Raw genomic sequence first — 22,767 nt, forward strand, 5'->3', positions numbered from 1 at the left:
GTCCGGTTGCCAGGCGGCCGGGCTGCCCGCTCACCGTCGCTGCCGCGCTCGCGGTGGTAGGACCGGGCGCTATCCCGCCCGGCTGACCGCTCCTGGCTACCACGCGCGCGGACAGTGGTAGCTCAGCGCGGCATTTCGGGCCGAATACCGCCCTGGCCCACCACTGCGTGCCTGGTCCTACCACTCGCGCTTGGTCCTACCACTCACGCCTGCTCCTACCACCGACCGCGCCCCGCCACGGCCACGAGCGGCGGCAGCAACGGCGACCAGGCAACCCCGGCGCCTGGCAGACCCGACCGAACCCCACACCGGACCCAAGCGGCTGCAGCAACAATGACTAGAACGCGCGGGTGAGGTCCTCGATCAGGGCGGCCCGGTCCTGCTGGACGACGGGGTCGGTGGTCGGGTGCCAGGGGCAGGCGATGTCCAGGGCGACCACGCGGTCGGTGTCCAGGATGCGGCGGACGGCCGCCACGACGTCGCCCGTGGACGGGCCGCCGGGGGCCGCGAAGAGCAGGCCCGGCAGTTCGGACGGGTCGATCACGTCGAGGTCGATGTGGACGATCAGCGGACCCTCCGGGAGGGCGGCCACGTTGAGGTCGGCCACGCCCGTACGCAGGATCCTGCTGGTGCGGAGGAAGGCCGCCTCCGCCGGGTCGAGGTCGCGGGCGTCGACCAGCACGCTGCGGTCCTCGGGAACCGGGCGGACGCCCAGGGGCTCCGCGAGGCGGTCGGCGTGGGCGCCCTGGAGCAGGCGCAGGGAGAGGCCGCCCAGGTAGCCCGAGGTGCTGCTCTCCAGGGTGTGCACGTCGCCGTGGGCGTCGAACCAGATCACCGCGGGGTCGTGGCCGGCTCGCTGGGCGCCGGCCAGGGTGGCCATCGCGACCAGGCAGTCGCCGGAGAGGACCGTGGTGTCGCCGTCGGCGCGGATCTCGGCGGCGATCGCGTCGGCCGCCGCGTCGTGCAAGGACACCAGGCGGGGCCAGATGTCGCCGGCCGGGAGATCCGGCGAGATCACCGTCGCGGCAGCGGTCAGGGGCAGCACGTCGTCGGCCAGGCGCTCGTCCTGGTGGTAGGGAACGAGGATCATCAGTGGCCCCAGCGCGCTTTCTCCAGCAGGTCCAGGGCTTCCGCGGCGGCGTCCTGGCCGTTCGCGCGGAGCACCCGGGCGGCCTCGTCGACCGTCTCGGTGAGCCGCTGCCATTGGGCGTCGCGCTCGCGGGTCGCCTCGCCCTGCGCCTTGAGCTGCTGGGTCTTGGTCCACAGTTCGACGAAGATGGACACCTTGGCGCGCAGCACCCACGGGTCGAACGGCTTCGTCAGGTAGTCGACCGCGCCGACCGCGTACCCGCGCAGGGCGAGCTGGGCATCGCGGTCGGCCGCCGTCAGGAACAGGATCGGCACGTGCCGGGTGCGTTCCCGGCGCTTGATGTGGCTGGCCGTCTCGAAGCCGTCCATGTTGGGCATCTGCGCGTCCAGCAGGATCACCGCGAAGTCGTCGGTGAGCAGCTGTTTCAGCGCTGCCTCGCCGCTCTCCACGGCCACCGCGGTGACCGGCAGGCCCTGCAGGATGGCCTCCAGGGCGAGCAGGTTGTCGCGTCGGTCGTCCACCAAGAGGGCTTTGGCCCGGTCAGCCACGCTCTGTCTCCGTCTCGTCGGCGTTGACCCAGCGGGCCATCAGCTCGATCAGCTCGTCCAGGTCGACCGGCTTGGTGATGTAGTCGCTGGCGCCGGCGGCCAGAGCCGACTCCCGGTCGCCCGGCATGGCCTTCGCGGTGAGGAACACTACCGGCAGATCGCGGAAGCGCTGGTTCCGGCGAATGCCGCGGGTCGTCTCATACCCGTCCTGGTCGGGCATCATGGCGTCCATCAGGACGATATCCACCTCGGGGTGCTCGGCCAGGATACGGACGCCGTCCACGCCGTTGTCCGAGTAGAGGACGTTCAGCCCGTGCATCTCCAGCGCGCTGGTCAGGGCGAAGACGTTGCGCACGTCGTCGTCCACGATCAGCACGGTGGCGCCGTCCAGCTGCCGGCTGGCCGGGGTCACCACGTGGTTGTCCTCCGGCCGCGGGCTGATCAACGGGAAGTCGAGGCTCGGCGACGTGCTGCGGGGCTGGGCCACAGCCGCCGGCACCGGTGGCAGGAGTGGTGCCGTCCGGGCATCGGGTACGAACGAGTCCGGCATGAACAGGGTGAACGTCGAGCCCTCCCCGGGCACCGACTCGACCACGATCTCGCCGCCCAGCAGCGCGGCCAGTTCCCGGCTGATCGACAGGCCCAGCCCGGTGCCGCCGTACTTGCGGGCGGTGGAGCCGTCGGCCTGCTGGAACGCCTCGAAGATCAGGCTGAGCTTCTCGTCGGAGATGCCGATGCCGGTGTCCGTGACCGCGAACGCGACCACCTGGCCGGACTGCCGCAACGACGGCATGTCGAAGGCGGCGCCGGGCGGCGCCGACGTGATGCTCAGCGTGACCCGGCCGGTGTCGGTGAACTTGACCGCGTTGGCGAGCAGGTTGCGCAGGATCTGCTGGAGCCGTTGCGAGTCGGTGACCAGCGCGTCGGGCAGGTCGGACGCCAGGTCCACCCCGAAGTCCAGGCCCTTCTCGTCGGCCTGTGGCCGGAACGCCTGCTCGACGTAGCTGCGCAGGCCCTCCAGGTCGACCTGGTCGGGTTCCACGTCCATCCGGCCGGCCTCGATCTTGGACAGGTCCAGGACGTCGTCGATCAGGGACAGGAGGTCGGAACCGGCGCTGTGGATCGTACGGGCGAACTCGATCTGCTTGCTCGTGAGGTTTCGGTCCGCGTTGTCGGCGAGCAGCCGGGCCAGCAGGAGCAGCGAGTTCAGCGGCGTACGCAGCTCGTGGCTCATGTTGGCGAGGAACTCGTTCTTGTACGCCGACGTGCGGGTGAGCTGCTGCGCCTTCTCCTCCAGGCCGAGCCGGGCCAGTTCGATCTCCCGGTTCTTGGTCTCGATGTTGGCCTTCTGATCGCTGAGCAGCTTGGCCTTGTCCTCGAGTTCGGCGTTGGTGCGCTGCAGCTCGGCCGACTGGTCCTGCATCTCGCGGGCCAGCCGCTGCGACTGGGAGAGCAGCTCCTCGGTGCGCCGGTTGGCCTGGATGGTGTTGAGGGCCACGCCGATGCTGGCGACCAGCCTCTCGAGGAAGGTCAGGTGCAGGCCGGAGAACGCGGCAACCGAGGCGAACTCGATCACGCCGAGCATCTCGCCCTCGAAGACCACCGGCAGCACGACCAGGTCGTTCGGCGGCATCGACATGAGCCCGGACCGCATCGTCAGCACGCCGTCGTGCGTCGCGCGTACCCGGATGGTCCGCCTGCTGACCGCGGCCTGGCCCACCAGTCCCTCGCCGGGCCCGAACATCACCTCGTGGTTGCGCGCCACGTAGCCGTAGGAGGCGGCGAGCCGCAGGCGCATCACCGCCTGCTCGTTGTCGACCAGGAAGAACGCGCCGAGCTGCGCGTCCACCAGAGGCGTCACCTCGGTCATGATCATCCGGCAGACCTCGCCGGGGTCGCGCTGGCCCTGCAGCAGACCGCCGATCCGGGCCAGGTTGGAGTCCAGCCAGCCCTGCTCCGCGTTCGTCTTGGTGGTGTCGCGGAGCGTGACGATCATCTGGTTGATGTTGTCCTTGAGCTCGGCGACCTCGCCCTGAGCCTCGACGGACACGCTCTGGGTCAGGTCGCCGCGGGTCACGGCGGTGGACACCTCGGCGATGGCACGAAGCTGGGTGGTGAGCGTGGAGGCCAGCTGGTTGACGTTGTCGGTGAGGTCCTGCCACGTACCCGAAACGCCCTTGACCTGGGCCTGACCGCCCAGCTTGCCCTCGATGCCGACCTCCCGGCCGACCCGGGTGACCTCGGTGGCGAACGAGCTGAGCTGGTCGACCATCGTGTTGACGGTCTCCTTGAGCTCGGCGATCTCGCCCTTGGCGTCGACCGTGATCTTCTGGCCGAGATCACCCTTCGCGACCGCGGTGGTGACCGAGGCGATGTTCCGCACCTGCGCGGTCAGGTTCGTCGCCATGTAGTTCACGTTGTCGGTGAGGTCGCGCCACGTACCCGCGACGCCCTTGACCTGGGCCTGACCGCCCAGCTTGCCCTCCGAACCCACCTCGCGCGCCACCCGCGTGACCTCGTCGGCGAACGACGACAGCTGGTCCACCATGGTGTTCACGGTGTTCTTCAGCTCGAGGATCTCGCCCTGGGCGTCGACCGTGATCTTCTGCGACAGGTCACCCTTGGCCACCGCGGTGGACACCTGGGCGATGTTCCGCACCTGGGCGGTCAGGTTCGTCGCCATGTAGTTCACGTTGTTGGTCAGGTCGCGCCAGGTGCCGGCGACGCCCCGCACCTGGGCCTGACCGCCGAGCTTGCCCTCCGAGCCCACCTCGCGGGCCACCCGCGTGACCTCGTCGGCGAACGAGCTGAGCTGGTCCACCATCGTGTTGACCGTGGACTTGAGCTCGAGGATCTCGCCACGGGCGTCGACCGTGATCTTCTGACCCAGGTCGCCCTTCGCCACGGCCGTGGTGACCGAGGCGATGTTCCGGACCTGGTTGGTCAGGTTGGTGGCCATGTAGTTCACGTTGTCGGTGAGGTCGCGCCACGTACCCGCGACGCCCTTGACCTGGGCCTGACCGCCCAGCTTGCCCTCCGAACCCACTTCGCGCGCCACCCGCGTGACCTCGTCGGCGAACGAGCTGAGCTGGTCCACCATCGTGTTCACGGTGTTCTTCAACTCGGCGATCTCGCCGCGCGCATCCACTGTGATCTTCTGCGACAGGTCACCCTTCGCCACCGCGGTGGACACCTGGGCGATGTTCCGTACCTGGTCGGTGAGGTTGTTCGCGAGCTGGTTCACGTTCTCGGTGAGGTCGCGCCAGGTGCCGGAGACGCCACGGACCTGCGCCTGACCGCCCAGCTGACCCTCGGTGCCCACCTCGCGCGCGACCCGCGTGACCTCGTCGGCGAACGAGCTGAGCTGGTCCACCATCGTGTTCACAGTGTCCTTGAGCTCCAGGATCTCGCCCTGAGCCGCCACCGTGATCTTCTGCGACAGGTCGCCCTTCGCCACCGCCGTCGACACCTGGGCGATGTTGCGCACCTGGCTGGTCAGGTTGGACGCCATCGAGTTCACCGAGTCGGTGAGGTCCTTCCAGGTGCCGGCCACGTTCGGCACCTCGGCCTGGCCGCCCAGCTTCCCCTCGGTGCCCACCTCGCGGGCCACCCGGGTCACCTGCTCGGCGAAGAGCCGCAGGGTGTCGGTCACGCCGTTCATGGTGTGCGCCAGCTCGGCCACCTCGCCGCGCGCCGACACCGTGATCCGCTGGGTCAGGTCGCCACGCGCCATCGCGGTCGCCACCTGCGAGATGGACCGCACCTGGTGGGTCAGGTTCGAGGCCATCGTGTTCACCGAGTCGGTGAGGTCCTTCCAGGTGCCGGCGACGCCGCGTACGTCAGCCTGGCCGCCCAGCTCACCCTCCGTGCCCACCTCGCGGGCCACCCGGGTCACCTCGTCGGCGAACGACGACAGCTGATCCACCATCGTGTTCACGGTGCGGCCGATCCGGAGGAATTCACCCCGCAGGGGTCGGCCGTCCATCTCCAGTGCCATGTGCTGGGAGAGGTCGCCGTCGGCCACGGCCACGATCACCCGGGAGATCTCGGTGGTCGGCCGGCCCAGGTCGTCGATCAGCGAGTTAACCGAGCGCACCGAGTCGGCCCACGCCCCGTCGAGACCCTCCTCGTCCAGGCGTTCGGTCAGCCGGCCGTCCCGGCCCACGATGCGGCTGATCTTGCGTACCTCGAGATTCTGCCGCTCCTGGAGCGAGACCACCTCGTTGAACGCGTCGGCCACCTCACCTGCGGTGCCCGACCACCGCGGGAGGCGTACTTTGAGATCGCCACGGCGCACCCGCCGCAGCGCCTCGGCCAACTCGCCGAGCAGAACCCCGTCGTCGGGCACGCCGACGCCGACCTGTTTGGCCGCAGTCATGCTGTCCTCACTCGCTGTCCACCGTCATAAGGTGCTTCATCATCCCTCGCCCGAGCGGGTCAATGCGAGACACGGCTTTGTGCATCGAGTGGGGAACAAGGGAGGATGCTGTCGTGTCGGTTGAAGCAGGAGCCGCGAGCGCATTGGTGCGCCGGGTCCGGCTGCCCAACGACCGGCGTACGCCCGCCGCCGCCCGCGCCCTGGTCCGCTCGGTGCTCGAGGAGGCCGGCCAGGACGCGCTGCTCAACGAGGCATTGTTGCTCACGACCGAGCTTTCCACGAACGCGGTGGTGCACGCCAACACCGAGCTCGACATCGAGGTGGCGGCCGACCACGAGGGCCTGACGGTCACCGTCACCGACTTCGCGCCCGGCCCGGTCGAGCAGCTCGCGATCGGCCCGCGCAACGAGAGCGTGGACATCGGCGAGGTAGCGGAACGTGGTCGCGGCCTGCTCCTGGTCGATCACTTCGCCAGCCGTTGGGGAACAGTTCACGAGGGCACCGGCAAGGGCGTCTGGTTCCGCCTGGAATCCCGGACCGGCGGCGCCACCGTGGTCGCGACCGTACCCACCGGCGCCTCGCCCGAGGCCGACCTGCCCAGCGTCGGCGCGCTCTCCACGCTGCTCGAGGTGCGCCCGGAGAGCAGCTCCGAGGAGGGCCTCGCCGACTTCGCCCTGGAGATGCTGTCCCGCCTGGCCCGGCTCACCGGTGCGGCCGGCGGCGTGGTGCGCCTCGACCGCGGCGACGGCACCGGGCGGCAGATCATGGCCCGCCATGGTCGCGCTCCCCGCGACGATGCGGCCACGATCCGGGTCGGGCTGGCCGTTCAGCGTCCGTACGCGGGTGAGCTGGAGCTGGACGCCTCCCCCGACGGGTACGGGCGCCCGCTCGCCGAGATCGTCGCCGAGCGCCTCTCCCTGCACGTCGACAACGACCGGCTGCGCCGTGCCGACCTGCGCCGGCAGACCTGGCTCACGTTCCTGGCCGAGGCCAGCGAGCTGCTCGCCCAGTCCCTCGACGTCAACCTCACGATGGCCCTGATCCCGCAGCTCGTGGTGCCGCGGCTCGGCCGGTGGTGCGCGGTGCACACCACCGACGCGTGGGGCCGGCTCCAGCTGGCCGCGGCCACCCACGCCGACGAGGCGGCGGTCGCGCAGCTGCACGCCACCCTGGCCGAGAGTGGCCCCGACTCGGTCCTGGCCCGGCTCGAGGAGGCATCCCGGCTGGGCACGCAGGTGATGTTCGGTGCGCCCGCCGACGGCTTCGCGGTGCCGCTCGTGGCCCGTGGGCAGCGCCTCGGCACCCTCGCGGTGGGCCGCCATCACCGGCACCGGCACGACGCCGACGAGGTCGCCGTCGTGGAGGACGTGGCCCGCCGGGCCGCCCTGGCCATCGACAACGCCCGCATCCATGACGAGAGGCGCAAGGTCGCGCGTACGCTCCAGGCCTCGCTCCTGCCACCCGCGCTGCCGCATGTCGACGGGGTGGGCTTCGCCGCCGAGTACGTCCCCACGGGCAGTGAGGTGGGCGGTGACTTCTACGACGTGGTCCCGACCGCCGCCGGGGACGGCTGGGTGGTCGTGGTCGGCGACGTGTCCGGCAAGGGCGTGCAGGCCGCCACGGTGACCGGCCTGGTCCGCGACGTGATCCGGATCCTGGTCGACGACGGCAAGCCGATGTCCGAGATCCTCTGCCGGGTCAACCGGACGCTGGTCCAGCGGGGCGGCGGCCGGTACTGCACGCTCGCCATGGCCTCGGTGTCCAAGGAGAAGGACGGCACCCTCTCGGTCTGCCTGCACCTGGCCGGCCACGACCGGGCGGTGCTGGTGCGGGCCGACGGCAAGACGTCCTTCGTCGGCGAGGGCGGGACAGCCCTGGGCCTGCTGGAGACGATCTCCTCGCCGGACGAGCTGGTGACCCTCGGCCCGGGCGACTCGCTGATCTTCTACACCGACGGCGTGACCGAGCGGCGGCGCGGACGCGAGCTCTTCGGCACGGCACGCCTGCGCGAGGCGGCGGCCCCGCTGGCCGGTTACCCCGCCGACGTGATGGCCGCCCGGCTGCGCTCCACCACGATCAACTACTCGGTCGAGGAGCCGCGCGACGACATCGCGATCCTCGTGCTGCGCAACGACGCCTGATTTTTGTCGTACCCCTTTGGCAGGCTTTCCGCATGCCTTCCACCACGTACTACACCGCCACCACGCTCGACGGGTTCATCGCCGATGCGGACAATTCGCTCTCGTGGCTGATGGAGGCCGACTCCGGCGACAACATCGACTTCCCGGCCTTCTTCGCGTCCGTCGGCGCCTTCGCGATGGGCCGCACGACCTGGGAGTGGGTGATCGAGCACGAGGGCCTGCGTTCCGACCCCTCGAAATGGCACGAGTACTACGGCGACACGCCCGCCTGGGTCTTCAGCAACCGCGAGCTCGAGCCGGTCCCCGGGGTCGACGCCCGCTTCGTCCGGGGCGATGTGCGTCCGGTGCACGCCCAGATGACCGCCGCCGCCGGTGGGAAGGACATCTGGCTGGTCGGCGGTGGCGAGCTGGTCGGCCAGTTCGCCGACGCCGGGCTGCTCGACAAGCTGATCGTCGGCGTCGCCCCCGTGACGCTGGGCGCCGGCGCTCCGCTGCTGCCCCGCCGCCTCGACTCATCCCGCCTCACCCTGACGGAGGTGCGGCAGGTGCATCAGTTCGCCTACTTGACGTACGCGGTCAGCTAAGCCATTTCACCCCCTTTTGTCCGCCGGGGATGGCATCGTGATCGTCGTGAAGACGCAGTACTACACCGCGACGAGCATCGACGGGTACATCGCCGACCCGGACAATTCGCTCGACTGGCTGTTCGAGGTCAACGAGGGCACCGACAACCCGTTCGGCGCGTTCTTCGCCGGCGTCGGCGCCTTCGCCATGGGCGCGACCACCTACGAGTGGATCCTCCGCAACGACAACCTGCTGGAGGAGCCCCAGAACTGGCACGACATGTACGGCGACGTGCCCTGCTGGGTCTTCACCCACCGCGACCTGCCACCGGTGCCGAACGCCAACATCTTCTTCATCAGCGGCGACGTCCGGCGCGTCCACGAGGCCATGGTGGTCGCCGCCCAGGGCAAGAACGTCTGGCTCGTCGGCGGCGGCGACCTGGTCGGCGAGTTCACCGACCAGGACCTCCTCGACGAGATCATCCTCGGCGTGGCGCCGGTCATGCTGGGCTCCGGTGCGCCGCTGCTGCCCCGGCGCCTGACCTCGCAGCGGTTGGCGCTGACGCAGGTGGCCCAGATGGGGCAGTTCGCCTACATGACGTACGCGGTCGGCAAGCTGGCCGACTTCGGCCGCCACAAGGCCGCGGAGGTCCTGGCCGCCCAACACCCCGCCGACCCGGCCGACCTCATCCACTGACCGGCCGTCGCCGACCCACCCGCTACCGCGGACCCACCCGCCGTGCGCCCACCCGCCACCGCGGACCCACCCGCCGCGCGCCCACCCGCCACCGCGGACCCACCCGCCGCGCGCCCACCCGCCACCGCGGACCCACCCGCCGCGCGCCCACCCGCCACCGCGGACCCACCCGCCGCGGACCCACCCGGCGCCGCGGACCCACCCGGCGCCGCGGACCCACCCGGCGCCGTCTCATCGTGCAGCTGCCGACCCACCCGCGGCCGTCCCACCTGCCCGAGGCCGCCCATCCACCCGCCGCCCGCCGACCATTCGCGGCCGCCCGACTTACCCGCGGCTGGCACCCGACCCGCGGCTGGCACCCATCCGTAGCGGTGTGTCGATGGAGACTCAGCGGGGGCTCGAACACTGCGGGCGTCGCCGCGCTCTGAGTGACCGCTCCCGCTTGGGCTCAGCCTGCGGAGACGGCGGTGACCTTCAAAGGGCATTTGACACGCATGGCGGTAAGGCGAGATGAGCGGCCAGGAAGAAGCGAAGCCGGCCAACCCGAGCCGCGTGTCGGCGGGTGCAGATCGTCAAGCCGGGCGGCGCAACGGCAGGTCGGGCATCTCGATGCCGATGGCCGTGATCGGCTCGGTGGCCTCGGTGACGTGTTCCTCGCCGGCCGTCCAGAAAACCGCATCGCCCACGGTGACCTCACGCCACGTGCCGTCGCCGCCCTGGACCCGGCCTCGGCCCGCCGTGATCAGCAGGAGCTGGTCGACCGTGGCGGGGTGGCGGCCGATCGAGCCGCCGGCCGCCACATGCAGGACCGTCACCGCGACGTCGGGCGCACGGACCAAGGCCTGCACTGCGAAGCCCGTGCTGCCGAAGGCGGTGACCTCGTGGCCGGCGCCACGGTCGAACGTCAGGATCTCCACCGTGTCACGCCAAGTTCGTGCGGTAGATGCGGTAGTCGGTCGGCACAGCCCACAGGGGTGCGAGGGCCGGATATCGGTCCTCGATCTGGCTCAGCCGGGTCGCGGTGTCGCCGACTGACTCCTCGTAGACGGCATTCACCAGCGAGGTGATGTCGTCGACCAGGGCCGGGTCGCCGGCGGTCAGTCGCTCGATCATCGGTCCATCTAATCGCCTCAGAACAACCAGCGGAATCGGCCTGAAACAAACTCACGCCGCACCGCCATGTCGACCCCCGCGGGCGGGCGCGGGATGCGCGCCCGAGCCCGTCGGCATTCGCGGAAGGCGCGCCCGACCCGCGCCCGGTCGCGGAAGGCGCGCCGGCGGCTCAGAACAACTCGCGCCGGTCCGCCATGTCGACCCCGCGCGCGGTCGCGGAAGGCGCGCCGGCGGCTCAGAACAACTCGCGCCGGCCTGCCATGTCGACGTCGCGGGCGGTTGCGGGAGGGGCGCTGACGATCACGGCGCGGCCGCTGCGGGCCATCAGGATGCTGCGGACCGTGTCGACGATGCGCTCGATGCGTTCGGGGTCGAGGTTGCCGGGGAGGACGGCGTGCACGGTGCCGACGCCGGCCGAGCCTCGGACGGGCACCGGGCCGCTGGCGGCGTCGCGGAGCGCGTACACCGCGGCGTGCAGGTCCTCGATGCGGACCGAGATGCGCAGGGCGACGTCTTTCGGGCCGAAGGGGTACCTGCCCCACCAGCTGGGCGCGAGCTCGGCGATCTCGGCGCCGGGACCGAGGATCTTGGCCAGCCGGCCGGAACGCTCGACCACGGACTGGGCGCCGCCCTCGAGCAGCACCGCGACCGAGCCGGGCGGCTGCGCGACGGTGCGGCCGGGAGCGGGCGTGGGCAGGTCGACCTCGACGGCGCTGGGGTCGACCTGCTGGGCCAGCGCCTCGTCGACCAGATTGTGCACCTGGAGCGGGGTGGAGACGGGCACCGAGACCCAGCGCCGCGCGGCGGGCAGCGGCTCGAGGCGCAGCGCCGCGGACAGGATCACGCCCTCGAAGTCGTCGCCGACCAGCTCCGCCTCGCGACGGCTGCCGGTGAGGTCGACGTAGCCGACGCCGGCGACCTGGCCGGCGGGTGTGCCGTACTTGTGGCGGAGCGGCCCGGACTCGTTGACGGCCAGCATGCCGCCGATCGTGGCCGAGCGGGACGGCGGGTCGACCGCCAGCCGCTGACCGCGCAGTGCCAGGGCGGCCTGGAGTGCCCGGACCGGGGTGCCGGTGCCGACCTCGGCGGTCAGCTCGGAGGGGCGGTGGTTCCAGAGGCCACCGAGGCGCCCCGTATCCACCAGGAGGTCGACACCGGGCGGCGGCGTACCCCAGTCGATCTTGCTGCCTGAACCTCGCGCCATCGCGGCGAGGCCGCGTTCCGCGGCAACCCGCAGGGTGTCCTCCACCTGGCGGGCGGTCGCCGGGACGGAGACGAAGCTCACCCGCCGGCCGCCGACGGTGTCGATCGAGCGGGCGGTGCGGGCGAAGTCGGGGCCGCAGATGTCGGCCAGTGCACGAAGCACCGGCTCGCGGCGTGGCGGCAGCGGCGGCAAGTCATTGGTCGCGGGCATCCACAATCCCCTGACATCGATGACCGGCGAAGATCGTCCATTCTGGCGTATCGTACACATGTTCGAAAGAGCCTGGGGAGGGCTGTTCATGCGACTAGCCGCCGCTGACTTGGGGGAACGCGCCGGTAACCTGTGCGGGGTGACGAGCAATGTGCCCGACAGCCCGCCCTCGGTCGCCCGTGTGCCCTCGGAGCGGACCTTCCACGGCGACACCGTGACGGACGAGTACGCCTGGCTGGCGGATAAGGACAACCCCGACACCATCGCCTATCTGGAGGCGGAGAACGCCTTCACCGAGCGGTCCACCACCCATCTGGCCGGCCTGCGCGAGACCGTCTTCGGCGAGATCAAGGCGCGGACGCAGGAGACCGACCTGACCGTCCCGGTCCGCAAGGGCGAGTGGTGGTACTACACCCGCACGGAGGAGGGCAAGCAGTACGGCATCCACTGTCGAGTGCCGGCCCGGCCCGGTGAGACGGACCCGCCCGCCGAGGGCCAGGCCGGGGAACAGGTGCTGCTGGACGGCAACGAGCTCGCCGCCGGCCAGGAGTTCTTCCAGCTGGGCGCGTTCGACGTGAGCCCGGACGGCAACTGGCTGGCGTTCTCCACCGACTTCTCCGGCGACGAGCGGTTCACCCTGAAGGTGAAGGATCTGCGGTCCGGCGAGGTGCTGGCCGACGAGGTCACCGACACGGGTTACGGCAGCGCGTGGTCGCTGGACGCGTCCGCGCTGTTCTACATCACTGTGGACGACGCCTGGCGGCCCTACCGGGTGTGGCGGCACACTGTCGGCCGCCCGGCCGCGGAGGACGTGAAGGTCTTCGAGGAGCCGGACGAGCGCTTCTTCGTGGGGGTGGAGCTCACCCGCAGCCAGAAGTTCATCCTGATCGACGCGCACAGCAAGATCACTTCTGAGGTACGCGCGATTCCCGCCGACGCCCCGGCCTCGGAGCCGATCCTGATCGCCCCGCACCGGCAGGGCGTGGAGTACTCGGTGGAGCATCACGGCCACCGCTTCCTGATCCTGCACAATCTCGGCGCCGAGGACTTCGCCCTGTCGTACACGTCGGCGGACGCGCCGGGCGACTGGGTGGACCTGATCCCGGAACAGGCGGGCATCCGGCTCGAGTCGGTCGACTCGTTCCAGCGGCACGTGGTGATCTCGCTGCGCAAGGACGGGCTGACCGGCCTGCGGGTGATCGCCGACGGCAGCACCGAGGCGTACGACATGGAGTTCCCCGAGCCGCTGCACAGCGTCGGACTGACCTCCAGCCCGGAGTACGACACGTCCACCGTGCGCATCAGCTACACGTCGATGATCACCCCCGAGTCGGTGTACGACGTGGACCTGATCACCCGCCAGATGACGCTGCGCAAGCAGCAGCCGGTGCTCGGCGGCTACGACCCGGCGGGTTACGAGCAGTTCCGCGAGTGGGCGATCGCCGACGACGGCACGAAGGTCCCGATCTCGATCGTGGCGCTGAAGGGCACGCCTCGGGACGGCTCCGCGCCGGTCCTGCTCTACGGCTACGGCTCGTACGAGTACAGCATCGACCCGTACTTCTCGATCGCCCGGCTGTCCCTGCTGGACCGCGGCGTGGTGTACGCGATCGCGCACATCCGCGGCGGCGGCGAGATGGGCCGGCGCTGGTACGAGGACGGCAAGATGCTCGCCAAGAAGAACACGTTCACCGATTTCGTGGCGTGCGCGGACGCGCTGGTCAAGAAGTCGTGGACGTCGGCCGATCGGCTGGTCGCCCGGGGCGGCTCGGCGGGTGGCCTGCTGATGGGCGCGGTGGCCAACCTGGCGCCGGAGGCGTTCGCCGGGATCGTGGCGCAGGTTCCGTTCGTGGACCCGCTGACCACGATCCTGGACCCGTCCCTGCCTCTCACGGTCACCGAGTGGGAGGAGTGGGGCAACCCGCTGGAGTCGGCGGACGTGTACGCCTACATGAAGTCGTACAGCCCGTACGAGAACGTCCGACCGGTCCGGTACCCGAGGATCCTGGCGATGAGCGGGCTGAACGACACCCGGGTGCTCTACACCGAGCCGACGAAGTGGGTGGCCAGGCTGCGCGCCGTGGCGCCGGAGGGCTCGTACCTGTTGAAGACGGAGATGGGCGCCGGGCACGGCGGGCCGAGCGGGCGCTACGACGCCTGGAAGGAAGAGGCCTTCATGACGGCCTGGACCTTGGACGTGCTGGGCCGCTCCTAATGGCGAAAGCCCCCCTCCGCGGAGGGGGGCTTTCACACGAGAAGACCTAGGTGGCGGGGCTTTCTTGGGCGTCGACAGCCTCATCCACCGAGGGGTACGTGTGCAGCACCTCGACCAGCCCGCTCACCTCGAGGATGCGCAGCACGCCGCGTTGCGGGGCGGCCAGGCGCACCACGCCACCGGCGTCGTCCGTGCTGTTCTTGGCCCGGACGAAGACCGACAGTCCGGTGGAGTCGCAGAACGAGACCTCAGCCAGGTCGAAGATCAGCCGGTTGCGACCCTTTTCCAGCAGGTCGCTGATCTGATCCTGGAGCTGAGGGGCGGTGGCCATGTCGAGCTCGCCGGCCACCGAGACGACGACGAGATCGCCACGTTGTTCCGTTTGTACCGTCAGGGACATTCAGGACCTCCAGTTATGAACAGACGGTACTCCACGGACCCGGTGACGTGCAGCACGGGGCGTTAGTTGGTGCACGGCAACTATTCGATGACCCGGTGGTAGAGTCCCGCCCGTCGGAGTCGGCCCGCAACATGAGGAGACCATCGTGGCGCTGAGTTCGGACGAGGCGAGCCGCTTCGCCGACCTGCTGAAGGGGCACTCTGACGAGCTGACCCGCAGGTGGACGGAAATCGTGGCGTCGAACTTCCGCGGCCGGTTGAGCCACGCCGAGCTGGAACGCCAGATGGGCGAGCTCCAGCGCGGTTTCCAGGCGGCGATGGACGGCGGCGCCGGCGATCTCGACGCCGACGCGTCCGGTGAGCTGCGCGGCCTGCTCAGTGACCTTTCGACGACGAGAGCCCGGCAGGGCTTTTCGGCGAATGAGACCGCGGTCAGCGTGTACGCCCTGAAGGAGGCCCTTCTGGGCATTCTGGATGGGTCTGGCGAGGCAGATGCGACTACGTTGCGTGACTTCGTGGCGTACTCGGCCTTCGTCGACCGGGCCGCCCTCTTCACCTTCGACAGCTACGTCCGGGTCCGCGAGGAACTGATCTCCGACCAGGCCGAGCAGCTGCTCGAGCTGTCCACCCCGGTGGTCAAGCTGTGGGACGGCGTGGTCGCGGTCCCGCTGGTCGGCACGCTCGACTCGGCCCGCGCCCAGGTGGTCATGGAACGCCTCCTGCAGACGCTGGTGGACACCAGTTCCCCGTACGCGATCATCGACATCACCGGCGTGCCGGCGGTGGACACCCAGGTCGCCCAGCACGTGCTGAAGACCGTGGTCGCCGCCCGCCTGATGGGCGCCGAGTGCATCATCTCCGGCATCCGCCCGCAGATCGCCCAGACGATCGTGGCGCTCGGCATCGAGTTCGGCGACATCGCCACCAAGGCGACCCTGGCCGACGCGCTGCGGCACGTCATCAAGCTCAACAGCGCCCAGCCGAAGGCGCGCTGAGGTGGAGCGCGTCCCGGTCCTGAAGATCGGTGACATCCTCCTCGTCTCGATCCAGATCGACATGGAGGACCAGGTCGCCCTCCAGCTGCAAGAAGACCTGGCGGATCGGATCGTCGCCACCGGCTGCCACGGCGTGATCATCGACATCAGCGCGCTGGACATCGTCGACTCCTTCGTCGGCCGCACCCTGGCCACCATCGCCTCGATCTCCAGGGTGCTGGACGCCGAGACCGTGGTGGTGGGCATGCGCCCGGCCGTGGCGATCACGCTGGTCGAGCTGGGCCTGTCGCTGCCCGGCATCCGCACCGCCCTGAACGTCGAGCTGGGCATGGCGATGCTGGCGCAGGACGAGCCCGAGCCGGAGCCCGTCGGGGGCGAGGAAGAGCCGGTAGCCACGTCATGAGCGATCGGATCACGGTCGCCTCCGACCAGGACGTCGTCCGCGTCCGCCAGCTGGTCCGGACCGCGGCCGTGGCCGCCAAGCTCTCCCTCGTCGACCAGACCAAGCTGGTCACCGCCGCCAGCGAGCTGGCACGCAACACGCTGGTCTACGGCGGCGGCGGCACGGTCGAGCTGATATCGGTGGACAACGGGCGCCGCAAAGGCATCCGGATCGTCTTCGCCGATGAGGGACCGGGCATCGCCGACCTGGACCTGGCCCTGACCGACGGCTACACCACCGGCGGCGGGCTGGGGCTGGGCCTGTCCGGCGCGCGCCGGCTGGTCGACGAGTTCGACATCGACACCAAGGTCGGGGAGGGCACGAGCATCACCGTGACCAAGTGGTGCCGGTGAACGGGGGCGCCGTCTCGCTGCCGGACGGGCTGCTGGACGGCGGGACCTGGTTCCGGGTCGAGGAGGCCGGCTCGGCGTCCGGCGTGCGCCGCGCGGCGGAACGGCTGGCCACCGAGCTCGCCCTGCCCGCCAAGCGGCTGGCCGACCTGTCGATCCTGGTCGCCGAAGCGGCCGGCAACCTGGTCAAGCACGCCGAGCAGGGCGTGATGCTGGTGCGTACGGTCCGGGACGCGACGAACGCCGGGGTCGAGGTGATCGCGGTGGACAGCGGTCCCGGCATGGCCGACGTCGCCCGGTCGGCCTTCGACGGGCACTCCACCACGGGCACGCTGGGCATCGGGCTCGGCGCGATCCTGAGGCAGGCCAGCTGGGCCGATCTGCACTCCGTACCCGGGAAGGGAACGGTGCTCGCCGCCCAGGTCTGGCCGACGACGGCGCCCGCGCCCCACCTGGCCGGCGGAATCACCCGGCCGCTGGCGGGCGAGCAGGTCAGCGGCGACGGGATCGCGGTGCGGATCGCGGACGGCCGGCGGCAGGTGCTCGTGGTGGACGGGCTGGGACACGGCCCGCTGGCCGCGGCGGCCGCCCACGAGGCCGTACGCGTCTTCACCAACACCGCACCCGCACCGCCCGCCACGGTCGTGGAGGCCCTGCACAGCGGCCTCTCGCACACCCGCGGCGCGGCCCTCGCGGTGGCCGAGATCGACGACGCGGCCGACGTCCTGCACTACGCCGGACTGGGCAACATCGCCGGCTCGATCCACACCACCGGCAGCCCGCGCCGTGGCCTGGTCTCGTTGCCCGGCATCGCCGGACATCAACGGCGGCAGATCCGGGCGTACGACTACCCCTTCCCGCCCGGCGCCATGCTGCTCATGCACTCCGACGGCGTGGTCGACAGGTGGCGCCCGGACGACTACCCCGGCCTGCTGACCCATTCGCCGCAGGTGATCGCGGCGACCGTGCTGCGCGACGCGGGGACTCGGCGCGACGACGCCGGTGTTCTGGTAGCCCGCCATGGATGACCTGCTGGCCCACATGCGGATCGGGGTCGCCCAGGACGTCTTCGCGGTCCGGCAGCTCGGCCGCGAGGTCGCCCGCGAGGTGGGCCTGGAGGGTCAGGACCAGACCAGGGTGGCGACCGCGCTCAGCGAGGCGGCCCGGGTGATGGTCGCCAGCGGGCAGGTCACCACCGTGGCGTTCCAGCTGCGGCGCGACCCGGCGCCTACTCTTCTGGTAGAGATGGAGCATCCGGCGCGGGGCGACGCGGCGACGCTCGCCCAGCAGCTGAAAGCCGTCGGCCGGCTGGTCGACACGATGGAGGTCGCTGATGGCGAGACGGGTACCGTGGTGCGCATGGCCCGCCGCCTGCCACCAGGCGCCGCGCGGCTGACTCTCGATCACATGGACGAGATCCGCGCCCGCCTCGACGAACACCGCCCCGGCACTCCTCTGGACGAGCTGGCGGTACAAAATCAGCAGCTCATCGCCGCCCTCGATGAGGTGCGCGCCCAGCGCGACGACCTGGCCCGCCTCAACGCCGAGCTGGAGGAGACCAACAAGGGCGTGATGGCGCTCTACAACCAGCTTTCCGAGGAGCTGGAGGAGACCAACCGCGGCGTGGTCGCGCTCTACGCCGAGCTGGACGAGAAATCGGTGCAGCTGCGCGCGGCGAGCGAGGCGAAGAGCCGGTTCCTGGCCAACGTCAGCCACGAGCTGCGCGCCCCGGTCACCGCGATTATCGGGCTGGGCCGGCTGCTCGCCGACGAGGGCTCGGACAAGTTGACCAGTGAGCAGGGCCGCCAGGTCGAGCTGATCCGCACCTCGGCCACCGATCTGCTCACGCTGGTCAACGACCTGCTCGACCTGGCCAAGGCGGAGGCCGGCCGGATCGATCCGGTGCCGTCCGATGTGGACCTGCGCGCGGTCTTCGGCCAGCTGCGCGGCACCCTGCGGCCGCTGGCCACCCGGCCCGAAGTGGAGTTCGTCGTCGAGGAGCCGGGGCTGCCGTCGATCCGGACCGACGAGGTGCTGCTCGGCCAGGTGCTGCGCAACCTGCTGACCAACGCGATCAAGTTCACCGCCGCCGGGTCGGTGCGGCTGCGGGTCACCCGGGCCGGCGACGACGCGGTCTTCGAGGTCGCGGACACCGGCGCCGGCATCCCGCCCGAGCTGCACGAGCGCATCTTCGAGGAGTTCTACCAGGTGCCCGGCAGCCGGGCGCTGAGCGGCAAGGGCACCGGCCTCGGCCTGCCGTACGCCCGCCGCCTGGTCACCATCCTCGGCGGCGCGCTCCGGGTCACGTCCGAGCCCGGGAAGGGCAGCACGTTCACCGTCGCCCTGCCGGTCGGTGGGCCATGACACCCGCCTCGATCCTGGTCGTCGACGACAGCGCCACCAAGCGTTACCTGCTGGTGAGCTGGCTGACCCGGGCCGGATTCCAGGTGCTGGAGGCGGAGACGGGCACGGACGCGCTGGCCCTGATCCCGGACGCCGATGTGGACCTCGTGGTGCTCGACGTGAAGCTGCCCGACATGAGCGGCTTCGACGTGTGCGAGAGGATCAAGAGCGATCCCGAGTACGGAGTGCTGCCGGTGATCCACGTGTCGGCTCACGCGGTGGACGTGGCCGACCGGGCGCAGGGCCTCAACCGGGGCGCGGACGCGTACCTGGTGGAGCCGATCGAGCCGGACGAGCTGATCGCGACCGTCCAGGCGGTGCTGCGCTACTACCGGGCCCGGCAGCGCGCCGAGACCCTGGCCGGACGCATGATCAAGCTCGCCGAGACCACTTTGGAGATCAACTCGGCGTCCACGTTGTCCGGTCTGCTGGATGCGGCTGCCGCCGGCGCGCGCGCGATCTTCGGCAGCCCCGTGGTGGTGCTGGCCGAGAACTCCGACGGCGTCAGCCTGGCCTCGACCGGTGCTGCCACCGCCGTCCCCTGGTCGCTCGACGAACGCAACGTGGCCGTCGGCTCCGTGGTGCGCACCGACGAGCCGGCCTCCTGGACCGTGGTCGACTGGCCGGACGGCGAGTCGGTGGCGGTGGCCGTGGCCCGGCTGCGGGCCGACCGCGCCCCGGTCTACGTGGCCGTGCCGAGCAGCTCGCAGACGCCCGGCTTCCCGGTGCTGCGCCAGCTCGCCCAGGCGGTGGCGGCCGCGGTGGAGGCGCAACGCTCGTACGACGAGGAGCACCGGATCGCGGTCATGCTCCAGCGCAGCCTGCTGCAGTCGCGGCTGCCGGTGGTGCCGGGCCTGGACCGCGCGGTCCGCTACGAGCCGGCCGGTCACCAGACCGAGGTCGGCGGCGACTTCTACGAGATGACCATGGTGGACGGCCGGCTCCTGGTGGCGATCGGCGATGTGGCCGGGCACTCGCTGCACGCGGCCACGGTGATGGCCGAGCTACGGCACGCGGTGCGCGCCTACGCGGTCGAGGGCCATCCGCCGGGCGCGGTTCTCGAGCTGGTCAACCACTTCATGCGTACGGTGCTGCCGACCGACTCGGCCACGGTGTGCCTGTTCACCCTGGAGCCGGAGACCGGTCGCGTCCGCCTGGCCAGCGCCGGGCATCCGCCGCCGCTGCTGCGTACCGCCGACGGGGTCCGCTTCCTGGAGACGCACGGCCCGCTGCTCGGCATCACCGCCAAGCGCCCCGACGACCTGGAGTTCGTCCTGCCTCCGGGCGGCACGCTGGTCCTCTACACCGACGGCCTGGTCGAGCGCCGCGACGCGGACATCGACGTCGGCCTGGCCGCCCTGGCCGAGTGCGCCGCCGACATCGAGCCGGACCTGGACGCCTTCTGCAGCCGCCTGCTCGACCGCCTGGCCGGCGGCGGCCAGCGCGCCGACGACATCGCCGTCGTCGCCCTGCGCCGCGCCACGGTCTGACCCGCGCCGATGGCCGGTGGGCAACTGATTCTCCTCGACGAGGAACACCATGGCACGGACTTCGGAGGGCGGCGGCTCGACCGCGTGTTCAGCGGCGACTTCCGCGAGCTGACCGTGGCGGGACCGGCGGGCGGCCCAACGAGATCACCGGCAACGACTTCCGCGAGGCGCTGATGCTCGGTGGCTGATCCGGCGGCTCGTGGCCGGCAACTGAGGCCTGTGGACAGCCGCACCTCAGGCCGCGGCGCCTCGCAGGAAGGCGTCGACCAGCACCTCGGCGAAACCCTCGTGCGGGACGTTCGGGTTCCAGTTGAGCCAGTTCTGCACCATGATGGGCGCGGTCAGCATCAGCAGGCTGAGCTCCACGTCCAGGTCGGCGCGCAGTTCGCCGTTGGCGATGCCGCGCCGGAGCACCTCGCGGGTCAGGTTGCGGCGGGGTTCCATGACGGCCGCGAACGCCGCCCGCAGCTCCTCGTCGCGCAACAGGTCGGGGAGCAGGCAGGCGGTGACCTTGCCGTACGCCTCCATGCGCTTGCCCCGGTTGGCGCTGGCCAGCGCGATCAGGTCGCCCCGGACCGACTCGCCGGGCGGCCGCACCGGCGGGCCTTTCATGGTGCGGACCGCGTCGATCAGCATGGCCTCCTTGTTGGGCCAGCGGCGGTAGATGGTGGCCTTGCCGACCCCGGCCCGGGCCGCGACCGCCTCCATCGACAGGGCGGACCCGGCCTGCCCCTCGCTGAGCAGGTCGATCACGGCACTCATGATGGCCTCGTCGGCCTTCGCACTGCGGGGCCGACCCGGAGCCCGGCCTTTGAGATCGGCACTGGGCTCCAGGTCGGCCGTCGTCTCCGCGCTGGCGGTCGTCATGTCATCCATTGTTGCTTGTGCGTTACGCCTCGACCAGGGCGACGCCCTGCTCCTCGGCCAGGCTCTCTTCCACGGTCGGCGCGGGCGCCTGCGGGGGACGCTTGCCGGGCAGCCAGATCGCTGCCGCGGCGACGCCCAGGAGGGCGACCACGACGCTGGCGATCGACGCGTAGTGCATCGCCGTGATGAAGGCGTCGTTGGCCGACTGGATCAGCCCGGCGCCGGCCGGACCCGCCTGCTCGGCCACGCCGTACGCACCGGAGATGGACTCCTCCGCGGCCGTGCGAGCCGCCGCCGGAAGGCCTTCGGTCGTGCCCGCGACGTTGTCGCGGTAGACCGAGCTGACCACGGCGCCGAGCGCGGCCACGCCGAGGGCGCCGCCGACCTGACGGATGGTGTTGCTGACCGCGGAGCCGACACCGGCCTTCTCCCGCGGCAGCGCCGCCATGATCGACTCGGTGGCCGGCGGCATGACGTTCGCCATGCCCACGCCCATCAGGAAGAACAGCCCGCCGACGATCCAGATCGGGGTGGTCGCGCCGATGAAGATGAACCCGGCCAGGCCGGCGGTGACCAGCAGCAGGCCGACCGTGCTGACCGCGCGGGGCCCGAACCGCTTGACCATGGCGGCGCTGCGCGGCGCGAAGACCAGCTGGCCGACCGCGAACGGCACGAACAGGGCACCGGAGGCCAGCGGGCCGTAGTCGCGGACCAGCTGGAGGTAGAAGGCGCTGAAGAACATCGCGCCCATGGCGGCGAAGAAGATCAGGCCGATCACGCCGGTGGAGGCGGCGAACTGGCGGTTGGTGAAGAGTTTGACGTCCAGCGCCGGGAACTCGCGGCTGCGCTCCCACAGCACGAAGCCGGTCAGCACGAGAACCGCGACGAGCAGGGCGCCCCAGGCCAGCGGGTCGGAGAAGCCCTTCTCACCGCCCTCGATCACGCCGTAGGTGAGCAGGCTGAGCCCGACCACCGAGAGCAGCACGCCGCCGATGTCGATCTTGCCGGGCCGCGGGTCGCGGGACTCCGGGACGAGCACCGCGACCAGCACGATGCCGACGATCACGACGGGCACGTTGATCAGGAAGACCGAACCCCACCAGAAGTTCTCCAGCAGGAGACCGCCGACGATCGGGCCGATCGCGACGCCGAGGCCGACGGCCCCGGCCCAGACGCCGATGGCACGGCCGCGCTCGCTGGGGTCGAAGACGTTGGCGATGATCGACAGGGTGGCCGGCATGATCGCGGCGGCGCCCAGGCCCATCACTGCGCGGGCGGTGATCAGCTGGCCGGAGGTCGCGGCGTAGGCCGACACCAGCGACGAGATGCCGAAGATCGACAGGCCGACGATCAGGCTGAGCCGGCGGCCGTAGCGGTCGGCCAGAACGCCGGCGGTGAAGAGCAGGCCGGCGAAGACCAGGGTGTACGAGTTGATGGCCCACTCGAGCTGGCTCTGGGTGGCACCCAGGCCGTGCTCCGGGTCGGCGATGGTGCGCATGGCCACGTTGAGGACCGTGTTGTCCAGGACGACGACCAGCAGGCTGATGACGAGGACGCCCAGGATCGCCCAGCGGCGGGGATGTCCGTTCATGTCGAGCTCACTTTCCCGTTTACGATACGGAACTGATCCGTATCCCATCAGCACACTACGATCGTCTGCTC

19 protein-coding genes are annotated in these 22,767 nt (G+C 70.8%); 10 read left to right on the forward strand and 9 right to left on the reverse strand.

Features of this window, described 5'->3' with window-relative positions; all coding sequences use genetic code 11:
- Positions 1 to 337: 337 nt before the first annotated feature.
- The 3 genes from QSK31_RS35595 to QSK31_RS35605 are packed head-to-tail and all read right to left on the reverse strand — an operon-like array spanning position 338 to position 6,016.
- Positions 338 to 1,090, reverse strand: a complete 753-nt coding sequence (locus tag QSK31_RS35595; protein ID WP_285689060.1) for an arginase family protein — start codon at positions 1,088 to 1,090, stop codon at positions 338 to 340.
- Entirely contained in the window at positions 1,090 to 1,638 is a 549-nt protein-coding gene (locus tag QSK31_RS35600) for a response regulator (RefSeq protein ID WP_285689062.1), read from the reverse strand. The genes QSK31_RS35595 and QSK31_RS35600 overlap by 1 nt, the downstream gene beginning before the upstream one ends.
- Positions 1,631 to 6,016, reverse strand: a complete 4,386-nt coding sequence (locus QSK31_RS35605; protein ID WP_285689063.1) for a hybrid sensor histidine kinase/response regulator — start codon at positions 6,014 to 6,016, stop codon at positions 1,631 to 1,633. The genes QSK31_RS35600 and QSK31_RS35605 overlap by 8 nt, the downstream gene beginning before the upstream one ends.
- A 113-nt stretch (positions 6,017 to 6,129) precedes the next feature.
- Here QSK31_RS35605 and QSK31_RS35610 point away from each other — a divergent pair, with 113 nt between their 5' ends.
- Genes QSK31_RS35610 through QSK31_RS35620 form a run of 3 tightly spaced genes read left to right on the forward strand, consistent with a single transcriptional unit; the run spans position 6,130 to position 9,417 of the window.
- On the forward strand, positions 6,130 to 8,157 hold the full coding sequence (locus QSK31_RS35610; RefSeq protein ID WP_285689065.1) for a SpoIIE family protein phosphatase: 2,028 nt from the start codon (positions 6,130 to 6,132) through the stop codon (positions 8,155 to 8,157).
- A gap of 32 nt (positions 8,158 to 8,189) precedes the next feature.
- Positions 8,190 to 8,741 (forward strand): dihydrofolate reductase family protein, encoded by a 552-nt coding sequence (locus tag QSK31_RS35615; protein ID WP_285689067.1) that lies wholly within the window; start codon positions 8,190 to 8,192, stop codon positions 8,739 to 8,741.
- A 46-nt stretch (positions 8,742 to 8,787) separates the two neighbouring features.
- Complete coding sequence (locus tag QSK31_RS35620) at positions 8,788 to 9,417, forward strand: dihydrofolate reductase family protein (RefSeq protein WP_285689214.1); 630 nt, start codon at positions 8,788 to 8,790, stop codon at positions 9,415 to 9,417.
- A gap of 572 nt (positions 9,418 to 9,989) precedes the next feature.
- Here the strand turns inward: QSK31_RS35620 and QSK31_RS35625 are convergent.
- The 3 genes from QSK31_RS35625 to QSK31_RS35635 form a co-directional block, all read right to left on the reverse strand.
- Positions 9,990 to 10,334: a cupin domain-containing protein gene (locus tag QSK31_RS35625; RefSeq protein ID WP_285689069.1), complete on the reverse strand. Its 345-nt coding sequence runs from the start codon at positions 10,332 to 10,334 to the stop codon at positions 9,990 to 9,992.
- Between the two features lie 4 nt (positions 10,335 to 10,338).
- A complete protein-coding gene (locus QSK31_RS35630) occupies positions 10,339 to 10,530 on the reverse strand; it encodes a hypothetical protein (protein ID WP_285689071.1) in 192 nt (63 codons plus the stop codon).
- A 235-nt stretch (positions 10,531 to 10,765) separates the two neighbouring features.
- Positions 10,766 to 11,944: an FAD-binding oxidoreductase gene (locus QSK31_RS35635; RefSeq protein WP_285689073.1), complete on the reverse strand. Its 1,179-nt coding sequence runs from the start codon at positions 11,942 to 11,944 to the stop codon at positions 10,766 to 10,768.
- 139 nt (positions 11,945 to 12,083) lie between these two features.
- Here QSK31_RS35635 and QSK31_RS35640 point away from each other — a divergent pair, with 139 nt between their 5' ends.
- Positions 12,084 to 14,159 (forward strand): S9 family peptidase, encoded by a 2,076-nt coding sequence (locus QSK31_RS35640; protein WP_502873062.1) that lies wholly within the window; start codon positions 12,084 to 12,086, stop codon positions 14,157 to 14,159.
- A gap of 46 nt (positions 14,160 to 14,205) precedes the next feature.
- Here QSK31_RS35640 and QSK31_RS35645 read toward each other — a convergent pair whose 3' ends face one another.
- Positions 14,206 to 14,559 carry an STAS domain-containing protein gene (locus QSK31_RS35645; protein WP_285689075.1) on the reverse strand — a complete coding sequence of 118 codons (354 nt, stop codon included), beginning with the start codon at positions 14,557 to 14,559 and terminating at the stop codon, positions 14,206 to 14,208.
- Between the two features lie 145 nt (positions 14,560 to 14,704).
- Between QSK31_RS35645 and QSK31_RS35650 the strand changes: the two genes are divergently transcribed.
- The 6 genes from QSK31_RS35650 to QSK31_RS35675 are packed head-to-tail and all read left to right on the forward strand — an operon-like array spanning position 14,705 to position 20,238.
- A complete protein-coding gene (locus QSK31_RS35650) occupies positions 14,705 to 15,553 on the forward strand; it encodes an STAS domain-containing protein (RefSeq protein ID WP_285689077.1) in 849 nt (282 codons plus the stop codon).
- A 1-nt stretch (position 15,554) separates the two neighbouring features.
- The gene (locus QSK31_RS35655; RefSeq protein WP_285689079.1) at positions 15,555 to 15,956 is read left to right on the forward strand and encodes an STAS domain-containing protein; all 402 of its coding nucleotides are present in this window, start codon (positions 15,555 to 15,557) and stop codon (positions 15,954 to 15,956) included.
- The gene (locus QSK31_RS35660; protein WP_285689081.1) at positions 15,953 to 16,348 is read left to right on the forward strand and encodes an ATP-binding protein; all 396 of its coding nucleotides are present in this window, start codon (positions 15,953 to 15,955) and stop codon (positions 16,346 to 16,348) included. The genes QSK31_RS35655 and QSK31_RS35660 overlap by 4 nt, the downstream gene beginning before the upstream one ends.
- A complete protein-coding gene (locus QSK31_RS35665; protein WP_285689083.1) occupies positions 16,336 to 17,373 on the forward strand; it encodes a SpoIIE family protein phosphatase in 1,038 nt (345 codons plus the stop codon). Before QSK31_RS35660 ends, QSK31_RS35665 begins: the two co-directional genes overlap by 13 nt.
- Entirely contained in the window at positions 17,366 to 18,709 is a 1,344-nt protein-coding gene (locus tag QSK31_RS35670; protein ID WP_285689085.1) for a sensor histidine kinase, read from the forward strand. Before QSK31_RS35665 ends, QSK31_RS35670 begins: the two co-directional genes overlap by 8 nt.
- On the forward strand, positions 18,706 to 20,238 hold the full coding sequence (locus QSK31_RS35675) for a SpoIIE family protein phosphatase (protein WP_285689088.1): 1,533 nt from the start codon (positions 18,706 to 18,708) through the stop codon (positions 20,236 to 20,238). Before QSK31_RS35670 ends, QSK31_RS35675 begins: the two co-directional genes overlap by 4 nt.
- A 234-nt stretch (positions 20,239 to 20,472) precedes the next feature.
- Here the strand turns inward: QSK31_RS35675 and QSK31_RS35680 are convergent, their stop codons facing one another.
- Both QSK31_RS35680 and QSK31_RS35685 read right to left on the reverse strand, forming a co-directional pair.
- A complete protein-coding gene (locus QSK31_RS35680; RefSeq protein ID WP_285689090.1) occupies positions 20,473 to 21,105 on the reverse strand; it encodes a TetR/AcrR family transcriptional regulator in 633 nt (210 codons plus the stop codon).
- A 22-nt stretch (positions 21,106 to 21,127) separates the two neighbouring features.
- Positions 21,128 to 22,696: an MFS transporter gene (locus QSK31_RS35685; RefSeq protein ID WP_285689092.1), complete on the reverse strand. Its 1,569-nt coding sequence runs from the start codon at positions 22,694 to 22,696 to the stop codon at positions 21,128 to 21,130.
- Positions 22,697 to 22,767: the final 71 nt, after the last annotated feature.

The organism is Actinoplanes sp. NBRC 103695, assembly GCF_030269485.1.
In the GTDB taxonomy this organism is placed as follows: domain Bacteria; phylum Actinomycetota; class Actinomycetes; order Mycobacteriales; family Micromonosporaceae; genus Actinoplanes.

Excerpts from the sequence above, each read along its gene's own strand:
- QSK31_RS35680 (WP_285689090.1), bottom strand. The coding sequence starts at position 21,105 with ATGACGACCGCCAGCGCGGAGACGACGGCCGACCTGGAGCCCAGTGCC.
- QSK31_RS35685 (WP_285689092.1), bottom strand. The coding sequence starts at position 22,696 with ATGAACGGACATCCCCGCCGCTGGGCGATCCTGGGCGTCCTCGTCATC.
- QSK31_RS35660 (WP_285689081.1), top strand. The coding sequence starts at position 15,953 with ATGAGCGATCGGATCACGGTCGCCTCCGACCAGGACGTCGTCCGCGTC.
- QSK31_RS35675 (WP_285689088.1), top strand. The coding sequence starts at position 18,706 with ATGACACCCGCCTCGATCCTGGTCGTCGACGACAGCGCCACCAAGCGT.
- QSK31_RS35595 (WP_285689060.1), bottom strand. The coding sequence starts at position 1,090 with ATGATCCTCGTTCCCTACCACCAGGACGAGCGCCTGGCCGACGACGTG.
- QSK31_RS35635 (WP_285689073.1), bottom strand. The coding sequence starts at position 11,944 with ATGCCCGCGACCAATGACTTGCCGCCGCTGCCGCCACGCCGCGAGCCG.
- QSK31_RS35645 (WP_285689075.1), bottom strand. The coding sequence starts at position 14,559 with ATGTCCCTGACGGTACAAACGGAACAACGTGGCGATCTCGTCGTCGTC.
- QSK31_RS35630 (WP_285689071.1), bottom strand. The coding sequence starts at position 10,530 with ATGATCGAGCGACTGACCGCCGGCGACCCGGCCCTGGTCGACGACATC.
- QSK31_RS35615 (WP_285689067.1), top strand. The coding sequence starts at position 8,190 with ATGCCTTCCACCACGTACTACACCGCCACCACGCTCGACGGGTTCATC.
- QSK31_RS35605 (WP_285689063.1), bottom strand. The coding sequence starts at position 6,016 with ATGACTGCGGCCAAACAGGTCGGCGTCGGCGTGCCCGACGACGGGGTT.
- QSK31_RS35670 (WP_285689085.1), top strand. The coding sequence starts at position 17,366 with ATGGATGACCTGCTGGCCCACATGCGGATCGGGGTCGCCCAGGACGTC.